The organism is Kibdelosporangium banguiense, from assembly GCF_017876405.1.
Taxonomy (GTDB): domain Bacteria; phylum Actinomycetota; class Actinomycetes; order Mycobacteriales; family Pseudonocardiaceae; genus Kibdelosporangium; species Kibdelosporangium banguiense.
The window spans coordinates 649030-670283 of the sequence record NZ_JAGINW010000001.1 but is presented as its reverse complement, the minus strand read 5'-3'; the positions used below and the strand labels follow the sequence as shown (position 1 = coordinate 670283).

The window sequence follows — 21254 nt, the reverse complement described above, 5'->3', positions numbered from 1 at the left end:
GTTCATCCGAAAGTGTGACGACTTTTATCGTTTGGATCTCGGTTGTCGCGCAGAGTCTTGGCTTACCCGCGAGCCTTGGCTCCGGTCAGGCGATTTCGTACCTCACGCTTAACCGTTCAAAAGGATCAGCAGACCGATTCCGATCAGCACAACGGGCAGCACAATGTGTCCCCACCTGGACAAGGCACGTGCGACCAGCGGGCGGGTGGCCAAGAACCGCCCAGCCGCGCACCACACGCCCACCAGGATCAGAAAGACGACTGCGAACACAACAAGGCCACCAGGCCCAGCCGTCGCGAAGACTGGCACATACACGCCGATGTTGTCGCCGCCGTTGGCGAACGTGACAGCTGCGACCGGCAAGACCCCGGCTGGACGTTCTTCGGCTTCCCCGTCCTCGGCGTTCCGTTCGCGCCACACGCGCCAAGCAGCCCGGATACCCAGCAGAAGCGGCAGGAACCCGAGGTAGGGCAGCACGGCCTCCGGCAGCAGCCCGACGCCGAGCGCGCCCACGATCGACACCGCGAGGATCGCGGCGAACCCCAGGTACTGCCCGGCGACCACCGTGGCCGCCGATCCGCCTTGGCTGAAGAACAACGCCAGAATCACGATGTCGTCGACGTTGGTGACCGCGAACATGCCCACGGCCTGGCCGACGAGCGTCAGGTTGGTGTTCAGCTGATCGGTTCCTGCCAGTCGATGTGGTGGTCGTAGAGCCAGTGCCGTTCGGTGGGGTCGGGCCGGACACTCTGGCCTTGCCTGTTGCTCTGGGCGGCGCTGTCGGCCACGAGCTTCTCCACCCGTGCCCGGCGGATGTTCGTGTAGCGGGCGAAAGCGGCCTCGAGGCCGGGGATGTCGCGCAGGCATTTGGCGAGAATCACGCTGTCCTCCAACGCCATTGACGCGCCCTGGCCGGCGGCGGGGGAGGCGGCGTGCGCGGCGTCGCCGACGAGGACCATGCGTGAGCTGTGCCAATGAGGGGTTTCGGGCACGTCGTAGGCGTTGTTGATGAACAAGTCGCCGGTCGTGCGGACGATCTCGGCCGCCGGGGTGTCGTCCTCTGACAGCAGGTCGATGAAGTTCTGGGACGTCGCGGTGTCCAGGTCGAGCGAGGGCGCGCGGGAGAACCACCAGGTTTCACCCGAAGGCGAGGTGGTGTAGCCGAAGAACGCGTTCTTGCCGGCGATCATCCGGTACGCGTCCGCCGACGGCTCGAAAGACGTCGCCCTGGTGTAGCCGTACGCGATGGTCAGGCCGGTGAACCGGGGTGACGGCGCCGCCGGGTCGATCAGCGCGCGCACGCACGAGTGGATGCCGTCCGCGCCGACCAGCAGGTCGCCGGTGGCTGTGGTGCCGTCCGCGAATGTGGCGACCACCTCATCGTCGGCCTCGGTGGCGGAGACCAGACGTTTGCCGTGCTCCAGCGGGATGCCACGGCGTGCGGCCTCATCGTGAAGGACGCGGTAGAGCACGGCGCGCCTGATGGTGTGGGCATCGCCACGCATGGGGTTGAGGCCCAGCAACGTGCCTGTGCCGTCGATGTACTCCACGTCAGTGGCCGGAAACGACGCGTCGATGACCGGCTGGTGCGCCTGGACCGCACGTAGCGCGTTCATCCCGTTCTTCATGATGGTCAGGAACGCCCCGATGTCGTCCGCGCCGGTCGGATATGCCTCGTAGACAACGGATTCGATGCCCGCCTGCCGCAACGCCATCGCGGTCACCGCGCCTGCGATGCCGCCCCCAACGACCAACGCCTTCGTCATCGGTCCAACCTAGCGTCGATTAACCTCGTCCACATGAGCAAGCGCTTAGTCGCGATAGGAGACTCCTTCACCGAAGGAGTGGGTGACGACGACCCCGGCTACCCGAACGGGGTCCGCGGCTGGGCCGACCGCACCGCCGAACAGTTGGCGGCCCGGGAGCCGGACCTCCGGTACGCGAACCTCGCGGTCCGGGGCAAGCTGATGGCGCAGGTGCTGTCCGAGCAGCTGGAACCTGCTCTGGACATGCGGCCTGACCTGGTCACGCTCTATGCGGGCGGCAACGACCTGATGCGGCCGTCGGTCGACATCGACACGATGATGGACGACTACGACAAGGCCATCGGCCGGCTCGTCGAATCAGGCGCCACTGTTGTCATATTCACCGGAGTGGACGGCGTCGAGGACGCGTTGTTCCGCAAGATGCGTGGCCGCGTGGCGATCTACAACGAACACGCCCGGGTGATCGCGGCCCGGCGCGGCGCGAAGGTCGTCGACATGTGGGCCATGCGCCAGTTGCGTGACCGCCGGATGTGGGCGCCGGACCGCCTGCACCTGAACCCGTTGGGCCACAACGAAGTCGCGATCGAAGTCCTCAAGGTGCTCGGCGTCGACCACGTGCTTGCCCCGCATGAACTCGGGCCGAGGGCGACGGTGAGCCCGCGGGACCGTCGCGCCCAGAATCTCCAGTGGAGCAAGGAACACGCGTGGCCGTGGGTGCGCAGGCGGCTGCGTGGCGAGTCGTCGGGCGATCACATCCTGGCGAAACGTCCTAGCTTGGGACCAGTTTGAGCTTCCGGTAGGCGCGGGCGACGTCGTTGAGGAAGGCCGTGTCGCTCTCCAGGTCACGGCCTCCCGGCACGGCCACCGGCTCGGTCGTACGCGGCGGCGCGCCTGACCGTTTGGCGTCCACGGCTGCGGCCAGCGTTGTCGCCTCCACGACCGCGTCCAGCTCTTGACCTGTCACGCCGCTGCGCCTGCGTGCGGCCAGCCCGACCTCCGGATCGAGGTACGGCTGCAGGGCGAGCCGCCCATCCCGGATCTCGATCACCCGCCGGTAGAGCCGCAGGTTCAGATCGGTCGGCAGCAGGAACTCCAGCAGCGCCGACCGTGGCTGCACCAACGCGATCTGCGGATTGGCCTGATACAGCGCGAACCACAACGGGCGAAGCCGTTGGTACGTACGCCATCTGCCGGCCCAGTCGAACAACGCCGACAACCCGATCCGCGGACCCCACGACGGCAGTGTGGCGCCGACCAGTATCAGCACAGTCGCGACCGGCGTCAGGACCTTGTCCCACAGGCCGTTGAAAGTGGGGTAGTAGAAGCCGAATCGCTGCGACGCGAAGTACAAGGCCTTGTGCACGTGGTAAAGCAGCGAGACCACGACACCGGCCGCGATCAGCCGCAGCCCCAGCTTGCCGATGGCCGAACCGGAGAGCCGGGCATAGCGCCAGCACAGCCGCACGATGTTGGCGAACGCGGGAGCGAGCCCCGCGATGAAGACCAGCCAGTACTCCAGCACCCATGGGGTCGCCGAGTACCGCATGTTGTACCGCGGGTCGTCGATCGGCGTGTCGGCCAGCGCGAATGTCACCGTCATCGCCACGACCGCGGCGACCAGCATCCATCTGCGCTCGCGGATCTCGGACTTGGTCAGGCCCAGCAGCATCGCCTGCGCGGCCCAGGCGGCCAGCAGGATGAACGTGTGCGAGAGCAGCCTGCCCAGGTTGGGCACTCCGGTGAGCGCGGCCACCACGCGGTAGGGCTCCGGCGCCGTGACAGTGAACGAGCAGGCCAGGCCGATCAGGATCAGCCACAGGGTGCCGCCGGTGAAGGAGCCCTGCAGGCGCCACCGCATCAGTTTGCCGATGACAAAACCCCAGGCCAGCACGGCAGGCCCGTAGATCCGCAGCCAGTCAATCATGCCAGTCGAACGCCGCGTTGATCTTCTCGGCCACGTCGGTGGTCACGTGGCCGGGCGCGGCCTCCCGTTGGGCGCGCTGCTGGATGAGGGTCGCGAGCAGTTCGGCTTCCTGTTCCTCCACGGCCAGGTACGTGGTGCGGCCCAGGATGCGTTGGACCATCTGCGGATCCAGGTCCGGCATCAGCATCCGCATGTGCTCGGCGGTGGACAGCTGGGCGGGGTAGTGGTCGCACAGCAGGTGGCTCAGCTCGTGCAGGATGATGTGTTCCTGGTGCGGAACGGTGGTGTTCTGCTCGTAGAAGATCATGTCGGCGCTCTCGGCGGCGACCCACAGGCCGAGGACTCCGCTGTCGCCGCCGTACATCGGCATCAGCGTGATCGGCCGGCCCCGCTGCCCGGCCACCCGGCGGCACAGGACGCGTACGTCGAACGGCCGCGGCAACGGCAGATCACGCGCCACCTTCGCGCAGCGCCTGCGTACCGCCTTGAAGTCCATATTCACCACGACGTCCTGCCACGGCTCTAGGATGAGTGGCGAGAGTCATGCTCTCAGTCTTCTGTCACACCAGGCTGAGGCAGCCCCTCGAGTTCCCGCACGCGGTCCACCATATCGGCGATCGCGTCCAGGCTTCTGGGCGACAGTCCGTTTGCCCGCAGTGCGATCTGCCGGACGGAGTTGTCCCGCAGGGCGGCGAGCAGTTTGAGTTCGGCATCGATGCGGGCGGTGGCCTCGTCGTCGAAGAAGTACGCGGGCGGAACGCCGAAGAATCCGGCCAGTGCCTCGAGGTGGCGCTTGGTCGGGTTGTCGCGCAGTCCTTTGCGCAGCTGCCAGATGTACGTCGCCGAGATGGTCGGGCCGCCCCGTGCCCGGATGGTCTCGGCGACCTCTTCGAAGCTGTACTCCCCGCCTTCGCGTGGGTGAATTGTCTGAAACAGGTGGTTCACCTTCGCGGCGAGGGCTCCACCCGCCGCTGGCCCGGTGTCCGGCATGTCATACCTCCATTGGGACAGTATCAGGCCATCAACTGAGATGGATGGTAGAACCGTCAACATCACGCTTCCAGTTGACGGCCGGTTTCACGCTGGTTTACGCTCGCCGCGTGGCCGTCAACTGGGATGACGGCACAGTCCCGCTGTGGGGAGCGGTTATTTTGGCGATTCGTGGTGGAGAATTTCCGCAGGCCCGTACGAAGGTGGGGGTCCGGTTTTGAGAATTCAGCTACTGGGGCCGCTGTCGGTGAGTGTGCCGGGCCGCCGGGGCGACGTCGGTTCGCGCAAGGTGCGAACCGTTCTCGCCCGCCTGGCATTATCGCCGGGCGTTCCCGTTCCGTGCGAACAGCTTGTGCACGAGCTGTGGGGCGACAAGCCGATGGGAAACGCCCGGAACGCATTGCAGGCGAATATCGCACGATTGAGGAAAATCCTCGGCGGCCCTGATCTGGTCCGTACGCTCGGCAACGGCTACCTGCTCGACGTGCCGCCGCAGGCGATCGACGTACACCGGTTCGGCTACCTTGCCGACCAGGGCTCCGCGCGGGTCGAACGGGCTCCGAAAGAAGCCGTTCACCTGCTGGAAGCAGCCTTGCGGCTGTGGCGCGGGCCGGCCCTGTGCGACGTGCTGGACGGGGCGTGGTGCCGGGCGGAGGCCGGCCGGCTGGACGAGCGGCGGCTGATCGCCCGGGAGGATCTGATCGCGGCCCGGCTGGCCAACGCCGAGGACCGCGGCGTGCTGTCGGAACTGAAACAACTCGTCACCGAGCATCCCGAACGGGAACGGCTCAGTGAGCAATTGATGCTGGCGTTATACCGAAGCGGACGACAAAGTGAGGCGCTCAATGTATTCCACTACACGCGAACCCGGCTGGGCAAAGAACTAGGTCTTCAGCCAAGCCGGGCTCTGCGCAGCCTTTACCAGGCGATCCTGGTTCAGGATGTGGTTCTCGGTTAGTCGACCGGAATCAGGCGCTGGTCGTTTTCCGGCTGTACGGCCAGCGCCCGAGCCTTGTTCTCCCGGCGCATCGTGAGAATTCCGGTCAGGCTCACGACCACGCCGAGGACGGCGATACCCGCCACCACGGCCAGGCCAGGGAAGTAGCTGGCCAGCAGTTCATCCGGGGTGACCTGGGCGACGTGGGTCTCGTTGGCCGAGACCACCGCGGTCACGATCGCGAGACCCACCGCGCCGCCGACCTGCAGCGAGGTGTTGAGCAGGCCGGAGGCCAGGCCCTGCTCCTCGTCCTGCACGCCGGACGTCGCCTGGATGTTCAGCGACGTGATCGACAGTGCGCAGGCGACACCGAGCAACAGCATGCTCGGGATGATCACCGCGACCAGGTTCGGCGTGACGTCCATGCCCAGCATGAAGACATAGCTGCCGACCAGCGCCAGGATGCCGAGCATCAGCAGGCGCGGCGTGCCGAAGCGGTCCACGATCTTGTCCATCTTGGTCGAGCTCGCGGCCACGATCACCGCCGCGGGCAGGAACGCCAGCGCGGTCTCGATGGCCGACCAGCCCAGCAGCCGCTGCATGTACTGCATGACCACGAACTGGAAGCCGACGTACGAGCCGAAGAAGATCATCGCGCCGAGGTTGGCCCGCACCAGCGAACCCGACCGCAGGATTCCCAAGCGCACCAACGGATGGCTGCTGCGCTTCTCGATCGCGACGAACGCCACGAGCAACGCGATCGTCACCAGGAACCCGCCGATGGTCAGTGCGGAGAACCAGCCGACCTCGGGCGCCTGCACGATCGTGAACACCAGGATCAACATGGCCGACGTCGAGGTGATCGCACCGCCGATGTCGTAGCCCTGGCCGTTGCGCTCAGGACGCCCGTCGTCCGGCACGAACTTGATCGCGGCGATCAGGATGGCCAGGCCGATCGGGCCGGGCAGCAGCAGCGGCCAGCGCCAGCCGATCTCGGTGAGCAGCCCGGACATCACCAGGCCGAGGGAGAAACCGCTCGCCGCGCACACCGCGAAGATGCTCAGCGCGCGGTTGCGTGCCGGGCCTTCATGGAAGGTGGTCGTGATGATGGACAGGGCGGCGGGCGCGGTGAAGGCCGCCGCGACACCCTTGACGAACCGGGCCGCGATCAGCAGTTCCGGGCTGCTGACCAGCCCGCCGATCACCGATCCGACGGCGAAAACGCCGAGCGCGACGAGCAGGACCCGGCGCCGGCCAAGCAGATCCGCGGCTCGTCCGCCCAGTAGCAGAAGGCCGCCGTATCCCAGGATGTAACCGCTGACCACCCATTGCAGGGCGGAGGTGGACATGTTCAGGTCTTCGCGGATGGCGGGCAGGGCGACACCGACCATCGAGATGTCGAGGGCATCGAGGAAGACGACACCACACAGCACCACCAGCGTGCCCCACAAAGCCGGTCCCCAGCGCACATCTGAAGTGGAAGTAGACGTTGACTCGATCACGGCGACGACTATTGCATGCATGTGCATTGAGTGCAAGTGCATTTAATGACTTCGCACTAAGTGCACCTGCATGGTAGGGTGCGCTCATGGCCGCCGACGAAGACCGGCCGCTCGTCTGTGAGTGGCGTTCGATGCTCTCGCTCCACGCTCGGACCTGGAGCGCGCTGGAACGCGAGCTCAACGAGCGACATGGTCTGGGGGCAAGTGAATTCGAAGTCCTCGACCGGCTGATCGAGACCGACAAGCCGAAGTGCCGGGTGATCGAGCTGGCCGACGGCATCCACCTCTCGCAGAGCGCGCTCTCCCGCCTGATCGCCCGTCTTGAGCGTGACGGACTCGTGGCGCGAGGCATGTGCGAAGAGGACCGCCGTGGCATCTTCGTCTCCCCGACCGAAGCCGGTCGCGCTCTGCACGCCGAGGCGGTGGGCACGCATCGCGCCGTCCTGGCCTCGGTGTTCGCCCACGCCTGATTGTTTTCTATCAAACAGTCTCGTGCGGCATTACTCTGTCGGGTATGACAAACGCCGACGTTGACCTGGTGTTGTACCTGTCCCAGGCCAGTCACGCGCTGACTCTCGAGCTGACCGCGGGCCTGGCCGAGCTGGGTATAACCCCGCGCCACCAGTGTGTTCTCAGCAAAGCCCTGCCCGGCGACCTGACCCAGAACCGCCTCGCCGAACTGGCGGCCCTCGACAAGACGACCATGGTCGTCACCGTCGACGAACTCGAACGCGCCGGCTACGCCGAACGACGTCCCTCGAAAACCGACCGCCGGGCCCGCGTGATCTCGGTGACCGACGCGGGCAAGTCGGTCCTGGCCAGATCCCGGGCCATCGTGTCCCGTGTCTACGGCGAAGTCCTTTCTGGACTCCAGCAACCCCAGCGCGAAGCCTTTGTCGACGCGCTGGTCACCCTGGTCGAGGGCCGCCTTGCCAACCCTGTCGCCCTGGAGAAACCCGTCCGCCGCCCACGCGTCCCCAAGCTCTGATCCAAGCGCGATTCTCGGTTGACAGGCGTGCCACAGTGCGTCTTTGTGGGACACGACAACAATGATGCGGACACGATCCACCGTATGGCAGGGCTGGCGACGCCGATGGCTCTGCGGGTGGCGGTGACGCTGGGCCTGCCGGACAGGCTGCTCAGCGACAGTGTCGCGGCCGATCAACTCGCCGCCGAGCTCAACGTTTCCCCGATCGCACTCGATCTGCTGCTGCGCCATCTCACGACCCTCGGGGTCATGCAACAGACATCCACCGGCTACCGGACTACCGAGTTCGGGGCGAACCTCTGTGCCGACGCCGGCAACGGTCTGACAAACATGTTGCTGCACATGGATTCCGCCGGTGGGCGAGCCGAACTGTCCTTTGTGGAACTCGCGCACAGCATTGCGACCGGGCAAGCGGCGTACCCGCGCCGCTACGGCAAGGACTTCTATGACGACATCGCTGAACACCCCCGTCTGCGGGAGTCGTTCGACCGGCAGATGACGCTGCGGCTTCGTATGCAGGTCCCGCGGATCGTCGCCGGGTTCGACTGGTCCCGGTTCTCCACCGTCGTCGATGTCGGCGGCGGCGTGGGCACTCTGCTCGCCGCGATCCTGACGGCCCATCCTGGGATGCATGGCCATCTCGTCGATCTCGAAGCCACGGCGGCCGACGCCAGGCACACGTTCAGCGCGCACAACCTTGACGAGCGAACAGAAGTGACCGCGGGCAGCTTCTTCGACCCGCTCCCGGCCGGGGCGGATGCGTACCTGTTGTCCGACATCCTGCACAACTGGGATGACGAGCACGCCCACCGCATCCTGGCCCGGTGTGTCGAGGCCGCTCGGCCGACCGGTCGCGTCCTCGTCATCGAAACGGTCGGCGGGCTGGGTGCCAAGAGTGAGTTCGACTTGTCCATGCTCGTGCTCTATGGCGGTCGCGAGCGCCGGATCGACGAGTTCCGCACACTCGCTGCCACACATGGACTTGTCCTCGACACGGTGACCACGCTGACCCACGAACGCTCTCTTCTCGAGTTCCAGCTTGCCGGCCAGTGAGGTGACAGAACTGTCGCCGAGCGGATGCCACTCTTGTCACTTCTGCCGTGACGGCCGAGGATTGCTGCCCGGCAGGTGATTTCGGCCGACAGTTCTGTCCACATTGGCCGCGTTGGGCCCTGCGGCCGGATTGCCCGCAGGAGGCGCCATCTCGCGTTCGGTGTACTCAAGTTGGAATGCCGAGAATTCTTCGTCTTCGTAACATGGGAGTCACTGTATGGTTCTGATGAAGGTCAAATCGTTCACTGAGAATCAGCGCCCGATTGCGTGTGGTAGCTGAGAAGTCGCCCGATTGGACCATTCGATTGAACGCTGAACCGATGGGGTAGGCAGTGCCCCGCGAGGGTCGGTAGGCTTTTTTGGTGCCTCAGCGCGAGTCGATCTCGCCGCTCCCGGATGACGCTGTTGCCGGCCACCCCGGCCTCATTCGTGAGCGGCGCAAACTCGCCCGCAAATGGGCTTACCTGATCTGTGGGACCACCTACGTGCCGCTCTCGCAAGCAGACCTGGAAAGCAGGCTGCAAGAACTGTTCGAGCACATTGTCACGGCGCTGCGCGGCGATCCTGTCGACACTTCGGTCACCGAGCTGGTGGCCACTCGCCTGGTGGCGATGAACTGCACGGACAGCACGAGTCTGCGCTGCACGCTCGAAGTGCTGGGCAAGGCGTTGCTGGCCTCGCCGGAATTGCGGAGCGTCGACCGGCTGGGCGACAAGGTCATCACTCTGCTGAGCGCGCTTTCTGCTTGTTACACGGAGTCGATCCGGACTGCCGTGTTCAATCAGCAGGAGGAAATCGAACACGCGCTGATCATGGCCGTGCGCGACGCCCGCTGGAGTCTCAAGGTCAGTGAAGCGCGGTTCGACGAGGTCGTGACCTGTTCGTCGAGCGGGATAGTGATCACCGATCTGAATGGCAGGTTTGTGCGTGCCAACCAATCGTTCGGCAACATCGTCGGCTACACCCGCGGTGAGCTTGCCAATCTGTCACTTTTCGAACTCGTGCATCCGGACGAGACGACATACCTGCGTGAGGCGTACGAGAGTGTGCTGAAGGGCGAACACGACAGACTGCGGCACGGTCGCAGACTGGTCCGGCGCGACGGCGAAGTCGCGCGTGTTTCGCTCATAGCGACAGTGTTGCGGGACGGCGACGACAGGCCGAGCCATTTCCTGACAGTGGTCGAAGACGGCACGGAACTGAAGCTGCTGCAGAACGAACTGAGCCGTCAGGCGTTGCACGACGTGCTGACCGGCCTGCCCAACCGGCAGTTCTTCACCACACACCTGGAAGGCGTGCTGCGCCGGGCCGATCCGGCCACCGGCGTGACGCTGTATCACCTTGACCTGGACGCGTTTTCGCTGATCACCGGTGGGCTCGGCCGCAAGACCGGCGACCTGCTGCTGATCGCGGTCGCCGAACGGCTCAAAGCGGTGCTGGCCAACGAGAAGGCGATGGTCGCCCGCTTCGACGGCGACGAGTTCGCGATCCTGGTGGAGAACTCGCCGAGTACGCCGGACGTGCTCAGCATGGTGACGATGATCAACGAGGAGCTGTCCGAGCCGGTCTACATCGAGGACCACGGTGTCGCGGCGACCGCGAGCATCGGCGTGGTGGATCGTCCGCCGCGCACCATGGATCCGGCCGAGCTGCTACGAGCCTCGGACATGACTCTGCGGCGTGCCAAGGCCAACGGCCGCAGGCAGTGGGAGTTGTTCCACCCCGAGCAGCACGCCCACGACCGCCGGACGTTCGGCATGGCCGCGCAGATGCCCGGTGCCTGGGAAAGCGGCGAGCTGGCGGTGACCTACCGGCCGATCATCCGGCTGATCGACAAGGAAGTCGTCGGCACCGAGGCCCTGTTGCGCTGGGACCACCCCGAACATGGCCTGCTGTGCGGGCAGACGTGCCTTGAGCTGGCCGAGGAGACCGGTCTGATCCTGGCGCTCGGCCCATGGCTGCTGCGGTCGGCGTGCGAGAAACTGCGGTGGGACAGTGACTTGCCGCTGAGCGTGAACCTCACCGCGGCCCAGTCCTCGGACGCGGACCTCGTCGGTGACGTTGCCCGCGTCCTGCGGGAAACCGGTGTCGCGCCGGAACGTCTGTCGCTCGGCATGCCGGTGCGCGCGCTGCTCGCCGGCCGGGGCGAGGCGATGGACAACCTCAAACTGCTGGCCGAGAACGGCATCCAGACCGTGGCGATCGAGTTCGGCGGCACGCCCGGCGACATGGTGTGCGTCGAAGACCTGCCGCTGAAGGCGATTCGGGTCGCGCGCTGGCTGGTCGACCGCGAGCCCGTGCCGGGTTCGCCGGTCACTCACGCGATGCTGGACATGGCCAGCCTCGTGCACCTGGCCGGTGCGCAGGTGATCGTCGACGGCGTCAACTCCAAGGAGCAGGCCGACTGGTGGCGTGCCGCGGGAGCCGATCTTGCTCAGGGCAGCCTGTTTTCTTGACTTATGAAGACTTCAGGTAGCCGCCCATGGTGCGGAAGAAGTCTGTTGCCGCGTATTCGGTGTCGTCCTCAGTCCGCACGCGTTCGATGACCAGGCCACGGTTGCGGCCGGTGCGGGCGTCCGCCCCGGCCACGATCACCACGCCCTGGCCTTCCCGGATGAAGATCCGGCCGGGTGTGCCGCCGTAGCAGGCCTTGGACACCGATGCCTTGACCACCCGGATCCGCTCGCCGCGGTGGAAGGTGAACGCGTTCGGGTACGGATCGGACTGGGCGCGCACCAGCCGTTCGATGTCCTCGGCCGGCCAGTCCCAGTTGATCAGACTGTCCTCAATGGACCGCTTGTGAAAGAAACTGGCCCTGGCGCGGTCCTGGCTGACCCAGTCGGTCCGGCCGGACGCGATGAGCGCCAACGCGTCCACGGTGATCGGGCCGATCATGTCCACCGTCCGGTGGAACAGGTCCGTGGCGGTGTCAGTGGGGCCGACCGGGGTCGCGCGCTGCAGCACGATGTCGCCCGCGTCGAGGTCGGCGTCCATCATGTGGGCGGTCAGGCCGACCTCCTTCTCGCCGTTGATCAGCGCCCAGATCAGCGGGGAGAAGCCGGCGTAAGCGGGCAGTAGCGAGTCGTGCACGTTCAGTGTGCCGTACTTGGGGAGTTCGAAGATCTCCGGCGGCAGCCAGGTGCGCCAGTTGTTGGCCACGATGATGTCGGGTTCGGCGGCCTTGAGCCGGGTCTGCAGCTCCTGGTCGTCGGGCCGGTTGCGCAGGAGTATCGGGACACCATGCTCCTCGGCGAGGTCGGCGACCGAGTCGGACCAGATCTTCTCGTACGCGTGCTCGCTTTTCGGGTGCGTGACCACGAGGACGACCTCGTGCTCGGATTCCAGCAAGGCTCGCAGGGTGCGGTGGCCCCAGGTCTGGTATCCGAACAGTGCGACCCGCATGGGTCCTCCTTTGTGGCGACGAGCGTCACGCTCGAATGTAGTAGTAAAGGCTCACCTTAGTTAGGTTAGGGTGACCTTGCATTCACGAAGACGGCGGCGGAACCGAGTAGAGGAGCGTCATGTCCAACCCGTTCGACGACCCCGACGGCACCTTCAAGGTCCTTGTCAACGACGAGGGCCAGCACAGCCTCTGGCCCGACTTCGCCGACGTGCCCGCTGGCTGGACCGTCGTGCACGGCCCCGGCCCGCGCCGATCCTGCCTGGACTACGTCGAGGCGAACTGGACTGACATGCGTCCCCAATCCCTGATCGAGGCCATGGGGAACTGACCTGATCCCCACCGGCAGTCTCAGCCTCCTCTCATCAACTCCCGGCACACTGGAGACAAGAGAGAGGAGGTCGCCATGAGTGCGCTGGGTACTCTGCTCGGCTGGATCCTGACCCTGTTCATCATCGTGATGATCGTCCGCGGAATCCTGGACTGGGTCGCGATGGCCTCCCGGAGCCTGGGTGTGATGAGGGCCCGCCGGGTCACGCACGCCCTGACCGAACCCGTCATCGCCCCGGTCCGCCGGGTCATGCGGCCGGTCCGGATGGGCTCGATCGGCATCGACCTCGCGTTCAGTGTCGTCTTCATCGCCGCGGTGATCCTGCGCGCAGTGGTGTGGAGCTTGTGAGTCCCACACCGTGCAGGTACTACCAAGCCGCGGTAGTACCTGCACGGCAGCGTGTCAGCCGACGGACTTGGCCAGTTGCGGAACGAGTGCGTCGAGCAGGATGGGCAGGCTCAGCACGGAGATGAACGACGCCGCGCTGCCGACGTCGGTCGACTCGTCGAGCAGGATGTCGCGCTTTTCCTTGGCCACCTTCAGGCTCGCGTACAGCGGGTCGCCGTCCAAAGCCGTCCGGCCTTCCTGGGCGGTCGCGGCCAGCCAGATGATCGTGCTCTGGTCGAGCAGGTCCACGCGTTCCTTGCTGATCGACGCGCCGAACTTGTCACCGATCACCTCGTCGAGCTTCTCGGGCAGCTTGAAGCCGAGCGAGGTGAGGATCCGCGAGCGGGGATCCTGGCTGCCGTAGACGAAGTAGCCCTCCCACATCGTGGCCATCAGGCCGGTGGCGTCGGCGAACTTCGGGTTGTCCTGACGCGCCTTGGCAATCCGGGCCTCGGCGTCCGCGACCAGTTTCTCCGCCTCGGCCGGCTTGCCGACGAGCTTGCCGACCGTCTTGGTGGTCTCCTGCCAGGGAATGCCGTAGTCGTTGTACTGCTTGGGTTGTGCCACCGTCGGGGCGATCTTGGTGAGGGTGTCGTACGCCTCCTGCGTCAGGCCGGAGTACAGGCCGATGATCAGGTCCGGCCGCAGCGAGGCGATCTTCTCGAACTGCGGGCCGTTCTGGTCGACGAGCACGGTGGGCAGCGGCGCGCCGTTGAGCTTGTCCTTGGCCCACGGGTTGATGGCGCCTTCGTACTTCTTCAGCCATTCGGTCACCCCGACCGGCACGATCCCCAATGCCAGCAACGAGTCCTGTTCGGTCAGTCCAACCAGGACGATCCGCTTCGGCTCGGCTTTGACGGTGGTGCTGCCGTACTTGTGCTCCACCGTGACCGGGAACGCGTTTGCCGCCGGCGCACCCGCGGAGGCGGGCGGTGCGGCGGTGTCGGTGGGACTGGAACCGCACGCTGCCGTTAACAGTACGGCGGATACGACTAGCAGTTTGCGGAACATTGTGCTGCCCTTCTGAAGTGCGCGTGTCGCCCCTCGGTCGTCACGCACCTCCCGGTGTTGATCGGGTCGCTGGACTTCGGTTAGCCTAGCCTCAGTAATCGAGTTTGAGGGCAGGGGCGTGACGACCCACACGATCACCTCAGCGCGGTCGTCATACCGGGCGATCGGGCTGGTCGGCGCCCTGGTGGCGCTGATAGTGGTGTGCCTGCTGAGCATCTGGTTCGGCTCGAAGGACATCCCGTTCGGCGCGACGTGGGACGTGTTGTGGCACAACGACGGCTCCCGGGACGCGGCGATCATCCACTCGGTGCGCATCCCGCGGACCATCCTGGGCGTGCTCGTTGGCGCCGCGCTCGGCTTGGCGGGCGCGTTGATGCAGGCGTTGACCCGTAACCCTTTGGCCGATCCGGGACTGCTCGGAGTAACCGCGGGCGCTTCGTCCGCGGTGGTCGTCGGCATCGCGTTCCTGGGTGTCACCGGGATCAACGGTTACGTGTGGTTCGCTTTCATCGGCGCCGGAGCCGCTTCGGTTGCCGTCTACGTACTCGGGTCCGCCGGGCGTGGGGTGAGCCCGGACCGGTTGATCATGGCGGGCGCGGCGATCACAGCCGTGCTGATCTCGTTCGTCAGCGCGATCCTGTTGCTGAACCCGCAGACGTTCAACGTGTTCCGGTTCTGGGACGTCGGTTCGCTCGGCGGCCGTGACATGGGCGTCGTCCGGCAACTCGCGCCGTTCATCCTGGTGGGCATCGTGATCGCGCTGGCGCTCGCGCGTTCCCTCAACGCGCTCGCTCTTGGTGATCAGGCCGCGAAAGCGCTCGGCACCAACATAGGCCTGACCAGGATCATCGGCGTGATCGCGGTGACATTGCTCTGCGGTGCCGCGACCGCGGGTGTCGGTCCCATCGGCTTCGTCGGACTGGCGGTGCCATACGCCGCCCGGCTCATCGTGGGTCCGGACCAACGTTGGGTGCTGCCGTACTCGGCGGTGCTCGCGCCGATCCTGCTGATCGGCTCGGACGTGCTCGGCCGGGTGGTCAACAGTCCGGAGGAGCTGCAGGTCGGCATTGTCACGGCGTTCGTCGGCGCGCCGGTGTTCGTGCTGCTGTGCCGTCGTCGCAAGGTGGCAAAGCTTTGACCGCCGTGACATCCGCGATCCGCGGCCGCACGCTGCGCACCAGACGTGGCCGTCTGTCGATCCGTGTCGACCTCCGCGCAGCGTTGGCGTGTATCGGTTTGCTGATCGGTGTGCTCGTCATCGCCGTGATCACCATGACCTCCGGCGACTATCCGCTGACCGTGCCGGAAGTGATCGACACGATCCTCGGTCAGGGACCACCCGGCGCCGAGTTCATCGTGGTGACGTTGCGGCTGCCGAGGTTGCTCACCGCGTTGCTGGTCGGCGCCGCTTTCGGGATCAGCGGGGCGGTTCTGCAGCGGATCACGTCGAACCCGTTGGGCAGCCCGGACATCATCGGCTTCACCACCGGCTCGGCGACGGGCGCGCTGATCGTGATCGTGCTGACCGACGGCGGCATGCTCCAGGTCGCCGGTGGCGCACTGGCCGGCGGTATCGTGACGTCGATCGTGATCTACTTGCTGGCGTTCAAACGCGGGGTGCAGGGTTTCCGGCTCGTGCTGATCGGCATCGGGGTCAGCGCCATGCTGTTGGCCACCAACCAGTATCTGATCACGCGGGCCACGTTGCGGGACGCGATCGCGGCACAGGCCTGGCAGGTGGGCGGACTCAACGGCCGCGGCTGGGACCACGTCGAACCAATCGCTTGGACAGTGGCAGTTCTGCTGCCGTTGACCGCGTACTACAGCCGCCGCCTCGGCATCCTGGAGATGGGCGACGACGCGGCCAAATCCCTTGGTGTCTCAGTGGAACGCAGCCGGTTCGTGCTGATCTGCATCAGCGTCGTGCTGGCCGCGGTCGGTACCGCTGTCGCCGGTCCGATCGCGTTCGTGGCCCTGGCCGCCCCGCAGATCGCCCGTCGGCTGGCCGGGACGCCGTCGGCTGGCCCGATGTCGTCCGCGCTGACCGGTGCTCTGCTGCTGGTGGCAAGCGATCTGGCTGTGCAGCGCCTGTTCTCCGACGTTCAGCAGCTGCCAGTCGGCATCGCGACCGGCACGCTGGGCGGGCTGTATCTCGCCTGGCTGCTCGCTCACGAGTGGCGCAGGCGCTGACAGTCATTCGGCGGAGAGCGGTTCCAGGGTGTCGTCCCGGAAATTGCCGCTTGCCTCGATACGCCCGTCAGTGACGTCGAACGGGCCGAATCGCCAGGTCGGCACGATCCGGTTGTTGATCACCCGCACGCCGTCCGGGAAGCCGTTTCCCTGACTGCGGACCTGCACCGCGAAGTTCCCACCGGCGAGCAGATTGTTCTCGACCAGGAAATTGTGGGAATCACCCTGTTCGGTGGCGATCCGGACCACGGCGTTCTTGCCCATCGCGTCATTGATGAACGTGTTGTGACGCAATACGACATTCCGTGCGCCGGACGACTGAATGGCGTCGTTGTGGCAGATGTCGCAACTGGCGAGATCGTGGACGTACGAGTTTTCGATCAGCACATCGGTGCCCATGTGCGGGCCTTCACCGAGACTGTGGATGTTCACCCGGCGCAGCGTGTAGTACTCGAAACCGACGGCCGCGTTCGTGGTACCCGAGTTCAGCCCGTCGATCTCGGTGTCTTCGATCACTGCGTTACGGAATCCCTCATAGATGCGAATGGGGAAGTAACTTTCGCAGCGGACACGGCTGCGTTTGATCGTGACGTTGTCCGCTTTGATGCTGACGCAGCCGCGGATGTCCTTGCCGTCGATCACGGCGCCGGGCTTGGTGATCTGGAACTCCGCGTCCGGGGTGAGGTCCACGCCCGCGGTGGTGAGCTTGACGCCGGTCGGCTGCCAGCCTGTGTTGCTCGCGTCGGGGAAACCGCATGCGCGAAGAGTGTTCACACAGTTGGTTTTCGGCGCTGCCTGGCCCGGGGGAGGAGGTGGCGGCTTGGAACCCGACTGCTGCTTGACGCTGGGCTGGCTGGTGGCCGAGCCGGTCGTGGCGGTCGGCTGGGCAGGCTGAGGCGATATTTCCGCAGTGGTCCACTCGCTCGGGGCCGGGGATACGGCAGTCGGCTCTCCGGACGTTTTGCACGCGACCAGAGAGGCGCCCAGTAACCCGATCGAGATGATCGTTCTCAGTCGGCGGCGCCGGTTGGATATTAACTCGGCCATTCGGCCTCCCTGTCAATTAGAAAGGGTAGGTTCGAACCGTGAGTGTGCAGCGTACTGAATCTGTGCGAACTCCGGACGGGGAGTTCGACATGTCGGTCTGGATGCCGGCGGCCGGGCGTGGCCCGGCCGTGCTCGTGCTCCAGGAAATCTTCGGAGTGGGGGAGTACATCGAGGCCGTCGCGGACGATCTGACCAAGCTCGGATACGTGGTCGTGGCGCCGGATCTGTTCTGGCGGGAACACCGTAACTGGCGGGCCGCGCACGACGATCAGGGCCTGTCGCGGTCAATGGACTTGGCCGGGAAATTCGACCTTGAGCAGGGCGTCTCCGACATCGTGCTGGCTTGTCAGCGGCTTTACCAGTTGCCCGAGGTGGACGGTGGCGTGGCCGTGCTCGGGTTCTGCTTCGGCGGCACGCTTGCCTTCATGACAGCGGCCGCCATCCAACCGGCGGCGGTCGTCTCCTATTACGGATCAGGTGTGCCGGACCAACTGGACCTGCTCGAGAAGATCAAATCCCCGCTGCAACTCCAATTCGGCGGCCAGGACCCCTACATTCCGGCCGAGCGGATCGCCGACGTCGCGGACGCGGTGGAGCAATTGGACCACGTGGAATTGCACGTGCAAGAAGGCGCCGGGCACGCCTTCCACAACCGCGTGGCACCCCAGTTCCACCAACCCGACGCAGCAGCCCGCGCCTGGGCCCTGACCGTCGAGTTCCTGGAAAGGCACCTCTGATTCCTGCGGGCACAGTCACCGCGGCATGCCGAGGACGACGTTTCCCCGCGTCGCGCAGCGTCATCGACCCCAGCCGACATCCTCGCCTTGACCCACGCCCTGGGCCTCCTGGTCACCGCCACCGACCTACCCGGCCAGATCCACCCCACCACCGCCCAACTCCTGCTCGCGGGCATCACTAAACGAGGCAACGACTCATCCAGGCGGGCATCTTGACATGAGGCAACAGGGATGGACAGGGCAGTCCACAGGCTGTGCTGTGGACAAGTCAGCGCCTGTGGACAACCAGGGCCTCGTCACCCACGATCTCGACTTTCTGTCAGACCGCAACGATAGGCTGGAAAACGGGGGCCGTGGCCCAACACCCAGCGTGGCCAGTGGCTGTGAGGGATGGTTGTCCACAGCCGGAGTCTGTGTCCACAAGTGGCCCCGCTGAACAGTGTTTTGTGTCGGTACCCGCCGTTACGCCGGAAATCGGGGGGCCGACGGCCGCCCAGCGGCGTTGTTGGTCAGCGATCCTTCACCATAGCACTGCTGTGCCACGTCGTCCGTCAGCCGGCAGTCAACAGGTCGACGACCTCGTTCATCACCCCGCGCCAGTGGTCCCGCTGGCGCGCCCGTTCCTCCGGGCCAGTCATTCGCTCCTGATGGAAATTCAGGACCGTCTTGGCGCCACGCGTCGAGAGCGCGATCTGAACTGTGGTCTCGTGGTCCCAGTCGCGGCGCTGCCAAGTGAGCCGGATCCGATCGAGTTCGTGCAGGCTGCGGACCTCGCCGACAGTCCCGTCGGCGGTCTCGTAACGCTCTCCCTTGACCAGGGTGGCTCCTTTGCCGAGCCACAGGGCGACGCCCGCCGGGCTCATGATCGCCGCCCACACGACTTCCGGCGGGAACGGCAGCGTCCTGGAGACCCCGATGTTGAAGCCGACGTCCTTGGTCTGCCCGATCATGGCCATCCTCCCAGCTGTAACCACTATAACCGGTAGTGAAACCGACTATAGTGGTTACATGACGGCCCACTCAAGGGTGCTGACCAGTCTGGACGGTCAGCGCTACCACTTCGAACCAGGCAATTTCTGCCTGGAACTGCTGGTCACAGGTGGTCCCGGGCCAGGCGAGGCGTACGAGATCCTGCACGCGCCGGACGATCTGGCCGCCTGGCTCGTGGACTCCCGGCTCGCCGAAGTGGCGCCGGTGCGGATCGAGGACCTGGAGATCACGGCCGAAGCTCTCGCGTACACCAGGCGCTTCCGCGACACCATGTGGTCCGTGGGGACGGCCATCGCGCACGGCCAGGCTCCCGAGAAGAGCCACCTACAAGTGATCAACGAGGCCGTCGGCCCTCTGCCGCGGCCGCGGATCGACCTCGAAACCGGCAAGCGGGCCTGGGCGCCGCCGATCACCGGCGCCCAGATCGTGGGCGCGGCTGCCCGGGAAGCCATCGACATCATCGACTCGCCCCGGCTGCGCCAGTGCGCCAGCGACAACTGCTATCTGCTGTTTCTTGACACATCGCGGCCCGGCAACCGTCGCTGGTGCTCGATGGAGCGGTGCGGGAACCGCCACAAAGTCCGGCAGCACCGGTCCCGCAAGGGCGTAGTCTCAAGCTGACTCCGCCGCCCACGGACTCAGTAGAGGAGCCTTTTCGTGGTCGGTAGGACAGTGATGGCCGCCCTTGTCGCGGCCGGGATGCTCGTAGGTGTTTCTCCCGCATCGGCTTTGCCGTTCGATTCGTTGGTCACCCGATCGGGCAATGGCGCTTCGTTGACGCCAGTCCTGAGCGGGGATGGCAGGTACATCGCCTTTCAGTCATCAGCATCAAACCTGGTGCGGCACGACAGAAACGGCGTGTCCGACATTTTCGTCAAAGACCGCTACACCGATCGGGTCAACCGCGTCAGCGTGACAGCAGACGGCCGGGAAGGTGACGCAGCTTCATACGACCCACCCGGCATCAGTGCCGACGGGCGTCATGTGGCCTTCGTATCAAGCGCGACCAACCTGGTTTCCGGTGACACCAATGGACAAGACGACGTGTTCGTCAAGAATCTCCGAACCGGAACCCTGACTTTGGTCAGCGCGGCCACCGACGGCACAATCGGCAACGGCGCCTCCTACGGTTCACCAGTGCTCAGTTCGGACGGTCGCTACATAGCCTTCCGCTCAGATTCCTCAAACCTGGTGGCAGGCGACACCAACAACGTCGCCGACGTGTTCATAAAGGACATTCGAACCGGAGCCATCGCCCGAGCGAGCGTCGGAGCAGCCGGCGAGCAAGGCGACCGCCTTGTCGCCCACGGACTCGCGATGAGCGCGGACGGCCGCTATGTCGTATTCCCATCCGCAGCAACAAACCTGGTCCCCGGCGACACCAACGCAAGCATCGACATCTTCGTCAAAGACCGCACAACAGGCTCAATTGTCCGCGCCAACACCACCCGCGACGGCACACAGACAAGCTCGTACACCCTCATGCCCTCCATCACCGCAGACGGCCACAAAGTAGCTTTCGTCGCCTGGGGCGACAACCTCGTACCAGGCGACACCGAGGACACACCCGACCTGTTCGTCAAAGACCTAACCAGCGGAACAATCGACCGAGTGAACACGGCAACAAACGGAACCGTCGCCGAATCCCAACCCTACGGCCCCGTCATCAGCGCCGACGGCCGATTCGTAGCCTTCTCCTCCCTGGCGGCCAACCTCGCTCCCCATGACACCAACAACGTCGACGACGTCTTCCTCAAAAACCTCCGCACAGGAAAGACAGTCCGGTTGACCGGCCACCCCCAAGGCAACAACTTCTCGGTGGCCCCAGCCCTGAGCGCCGACGGCAGGATCGTGGCCTTCTCGTCCTACGCCAGCAACCTGGTTCCCCGGGACCGCAACGAATCCGCAGACATCTTCATATCCCTCTGCCCATCCTGAGGCCAGGACACCCTTCAACCACCTACGTTTGGGCCTCCGCCCCCCAAATCCAGCCTACCGCGA

23 protein-coding genes are annotated in these 21254 nt (G+C 65.5%); 13 read left to right on the top strand and 10 right to left on the bottom strand.

Annotated elements, in window-relative coordinates:
• Positions 1-108: 108 nt before the first annotated feature.
• Both JOF56_RS03190 and JOF56_RS03185 read right to left on the bottom strand, forming a co-directional pair.
• A complete protein-coding gene (locus JOF56_RS03190; RefSeq protein WP_209634205.1) occupies positions 109-639 on the bottom strand; it encodes a cadmium resistance transporter in 531 nt (176 codons plus the stop codon).
• A gap of 35 nt (positions 640-674) precedes the next feature.
• The gene (locus JOF56_RS03185) at positions 675-1766 is read right to left on the bottom strand and encodes an FAD-dependent oxidoreductase (RefSeq protein WP_209634203.1); all 1092 of its coding nucleotides are present in this window, start codon (positions 1764-1766) and stop codon (positions 675-677) included.
• A 33-nt stretch (positions 1767-1799) separates the two neighbouring features.
• On the opposite strand from JOF56_RS03185, the gene JOF56_RS03180 reads away from it, so the two are divergent.
• Positions 1800-2555: an SGNH/GDSL hydrolase family protein gene (locus tag JOF56_RS03180; protein ID WP_209634201.1), complete on the top strand. Its 756-nt coding sequence runs from the start codon at positions 1800-1802 to the stop codon at positions 2553-2555.
• Here JOF56_RS03180 and JOF56_RS03175 read toward each other — a convergent pair.
• Genes JOF56_RS03175 through JOF56_RS03165 form a run of 3 tightly spaced genes read right to left on the bottom strand, consistent with a single transcriptional unit; the run spans position 2536 to position 4680 of the window.
• Positions 2536-3690 (bottom strand): MAB_1171c family putative transporter, encoded by a 1155-nt coding sequence (locus tag JOF56_RS03175; protein WP_209634199.1) that lies wholly within the window; start codon positions 3688-3690, stop codon positions 2536-2538. The two genes, JOF56_RS03180 and JOF56_RS03175, sit on opposite strands and share 20 nt — an antisense overlap.
• Positions 3683-4186: a hypothetical protein gene (locus JOF56_RS03170; protein ID WP_245378993.1), complete on the bottom strand. Its 504-nt coding sequence runs from the start codon at positions 4184-4186 to the stop codon at positions 3683-3685. Before JOF56_RS03170 ends, JOF56_RS03175 begins: the two co-directional genes overlap by 8 nt.
• Positions 4187-4239: 53 nt before the next feature.
• Complete coding sequence (locus JOF56_RS03165) at positions 4240-4680, bottom strand: helix-turn-helix domain-containing protein (RefSeq protein WP_209634195.1); 441 nt, start codon at positions 4678-4680, stop codon at positions 4240-4242.
• Positions 4681-4897: 217 nt separating this feature from the next.
• Between JOF56_RS03165 and JOF56_RS03160 the strand changes: the two genes are divergently transcribed.
• Positions 4898-5638, top strand: a complete 741-nt coding sequence (locus tag JOF56_RS03160) for an AfsR/SARP family transcriptional regulator (protein WP_245378128.1) — start codon at positions 4898-4900, stop codon at positions 5636-5638.
• Here the strand turns inward: JOF56_RS03160 and JOF56_RS03155 are convergent.
• Entirely contained in the window at positions 5635-7119 is a 1485-nt protein-coding gene (locus JOF56_RS03155; RefSeq protein ID WP_307854900.1) for an MFS transporter, read from the bottom strand. The genes JOF56_RS03160 and JOF56_RS03155 overlap by 4 nt on opposite strands.
• Before the next feature lie 86 nt (positions 7120-7205).
• Between JOF56_RS03155 and JOF56_RS03150 the strand changes: the two genes are divergently transcribed.
• From JOF56_RS03150 to JOF56_RS03135, 4 genes are all read left to right on the top strand, one after another.
• The gene (locus JOF56_RS03150) at positions 7206-7589 is read left to right on the top strand and encodes a MarR family winged helix-turn-helix transcriptional regulator (RefSeq protein WP_209634192.1); all 384 of its coding nucleotides are present in this window, start codon (positions 7206-7208) and stop codon (positions 7587-7589) included.
• 44 nt (positions 7590-7633) lie between these two features.
• A complete protein-coding gene (locus JOF56_RS03145; protein ID WP_209634190.1) occupies positions 7634-8107 on the top strand; it encodes a MarR family winged helix-turn-helix transcriptional regulator in 474 nt (157 codons plus the stop codon).
• A gap of 84 nt (positions 8108-8191) precedes the next feature.
• Positions 8192-9160, top strand: a complete 969-nt coding sequence (locus tag JOF56_RS03140; RefSeq protein ID WP_209634188.1) for a methyltransferase — start codon at positions 8192-8194, stop codon at positions 9158-9160.
• A gap of 362 nt (positions 9161-9522) precedes the next feature.
• Positions 9523-11616 carry a putative bifunctional diguanylate cyclase/phosphodiesterase gene (locus tag JOF56_RS03135; protein ID WP_307854899.1) on the top strand — a complete coding sequence of 698 codons (2094 nt, stop codon included), beginning with the start codon at positions 9523-9525 and terminating at the stop codon, positions 11614-11616.
• Between the two features lies 1 nt (position 11617).
• Here the strand turns inward: JOF56_RS03135 and JOF56_RS03130 are convergent, their stop codons facing one another.
• Positions 11618-12562 carry a methionyl-tRNA formyltransferase gene (locus JOF56_RS03130; RefSeq protein WP_209634186.1) on the bottom strand — a complete coding sequence of 315 codons (945 nt, stop codon included), beginning with the start codon at positions 12560-12562 and terminating at the stop codon, positions 11618-11620.
• Between the two features lie 119 nt (positions 12563-12681).
• Here JOF56_RS03130 and JOF56_RS03125 point away from each other — a divergent pair, with 119 nt between their 5' ends.
• Positions 12682-12891, top strand: a complete 210-nt coding sequence (locus JOF56_RS03125) for an MbtH family protein (protein ID WP_209634184.1) — start codon at positions 12682-12684, stop codon at positions 12889-12891.
• Between the two features lie 75 nt (positions 12892-12966).
• The gene (locus JOF56_RS03120; protein ID WP_209634182.1) at positions 12967-13239 is read left to right on the top strand and encodes a YggT family protein; all 273 of its coding nucleotides are present in this window, start codon (positions 12967-12969) and stop codon (positions 13237-13239) included.
• A 54-nt stretch (positions 13240-13293) separates the two neighbouring features.
• On the opposite strand, the gene JOF56_RS03115 is transcribed toward JOF56_RS03120, so the two are convergent.
• Positions 13294-14337: an iron-siderophore ABC transporter substrate-binding protein gene (locus JOF56_RS03115; RefSeq protein WP_307854898.1), complete on the bottom strand. Its 1044-nt coding sequence runs from the start codon at positions 14335-14337 to the stop codon at positions 13294-13296.
• 70 nt (positions 14338-14407) lie between these two features.
• Between JOF56_RS03115 and JOF56_RS03110 the strand changes: the two genes are divergently transcribed.
• Positions 14408-15427 (top strand): FecCD family ABC transporter permease, encoded by a 1020-nt coding sequence (locus tag JOF56_RS03110; RefSeq protein ID WP_307854897.1) that lies wholly within the window; start codon positions 14408-14410, stop codon positions 15425-15427.
• Between the two features lie 5 nt (positions 15428-15432).
• Positions 15433-16479, top strand: a complete 1047-nt coding sequence (locus tag JOF56_RS03105) for a FecCD family ABC transporter permease (protein WP_307855769.1) — start codon at positions 15433-15435, stop codon at positions 16477-16479.
• A 3-nt stretch (positions 16480-16482) separates the two neighbouring features.
• On the opposite strand, the gene JOF56_RS03100 is transcribed toward JOF56_RS03105, so the two are convergent.
• Positions 16483-17253, bottom strand: a complete 771-nt coding sequence (locus tag JOF56_RS03100; RefSeq protein ID WP_209634180.1) for a right-handed parallel beta-helix repeat-containing protein — start codon at positions 17251-17253, stop codon at positions 16483-16485.
• Positions 17254-17615: 362 nt separating this feature from the next.
• Here JOF56_RS03100 and JOF56_RS03095 point away from each other — a divergent pair, with 362 nt between their 5' ends.
• On the top strand, positions 17616-18263 hold the full coding sequence (locus JOF56_RS03095; protein ID WP_209634178.1) for a dienelactone hydrolase family protein: 648 nt from the start codon (positions 17616-17618) through the stop codon (positions 18261-18263).
• A 551-nt stretch (positions 18264-18814) separates the two neighbouring features.
• Here JOF56_RS03095 and JOF56_RS03090 read toward each other — a convergent pair.
• Positions 18815-19213: an SRPBCC family protein gene (locus JOF56_RS03090; RefSeq protein ID WP_209634176.1), complete on the bottom strand. Its 399-nt coding sequence runs from the start codon at positions 19211-19213 to the stop codon at positions 18815-18817.
• 58 nt (positions 19214-19271) lie between these two features.
• Here JOF56_RS03090 and JOF56_RS03085 point away from each other — a divergent pair, with 58 nt between their 5' ends.
• Positions 19272-19874, top strand: a complete 603-nt coding sequence (locus JOF56_RS03085) for a CGNR zinc finger domain-containing protein (protein WP_209634174.1) — start codon at positions 19272-19274, stop codon at positions 19872-19874.
• A 216-nt stretch (positions 19875-20090) separates the two neighbouring features.
• Entirely contained in the window at positions 20091-21191 is a 1101-nt protein-coding gene (locus tag JOF56_RS03080) for a TolB family protein (RefSeq protein ID WP_209634172.1), read from the top strand.
• The last annotated feature ends 63 nt before the right edge of the window (positions 21192-21254 follow it).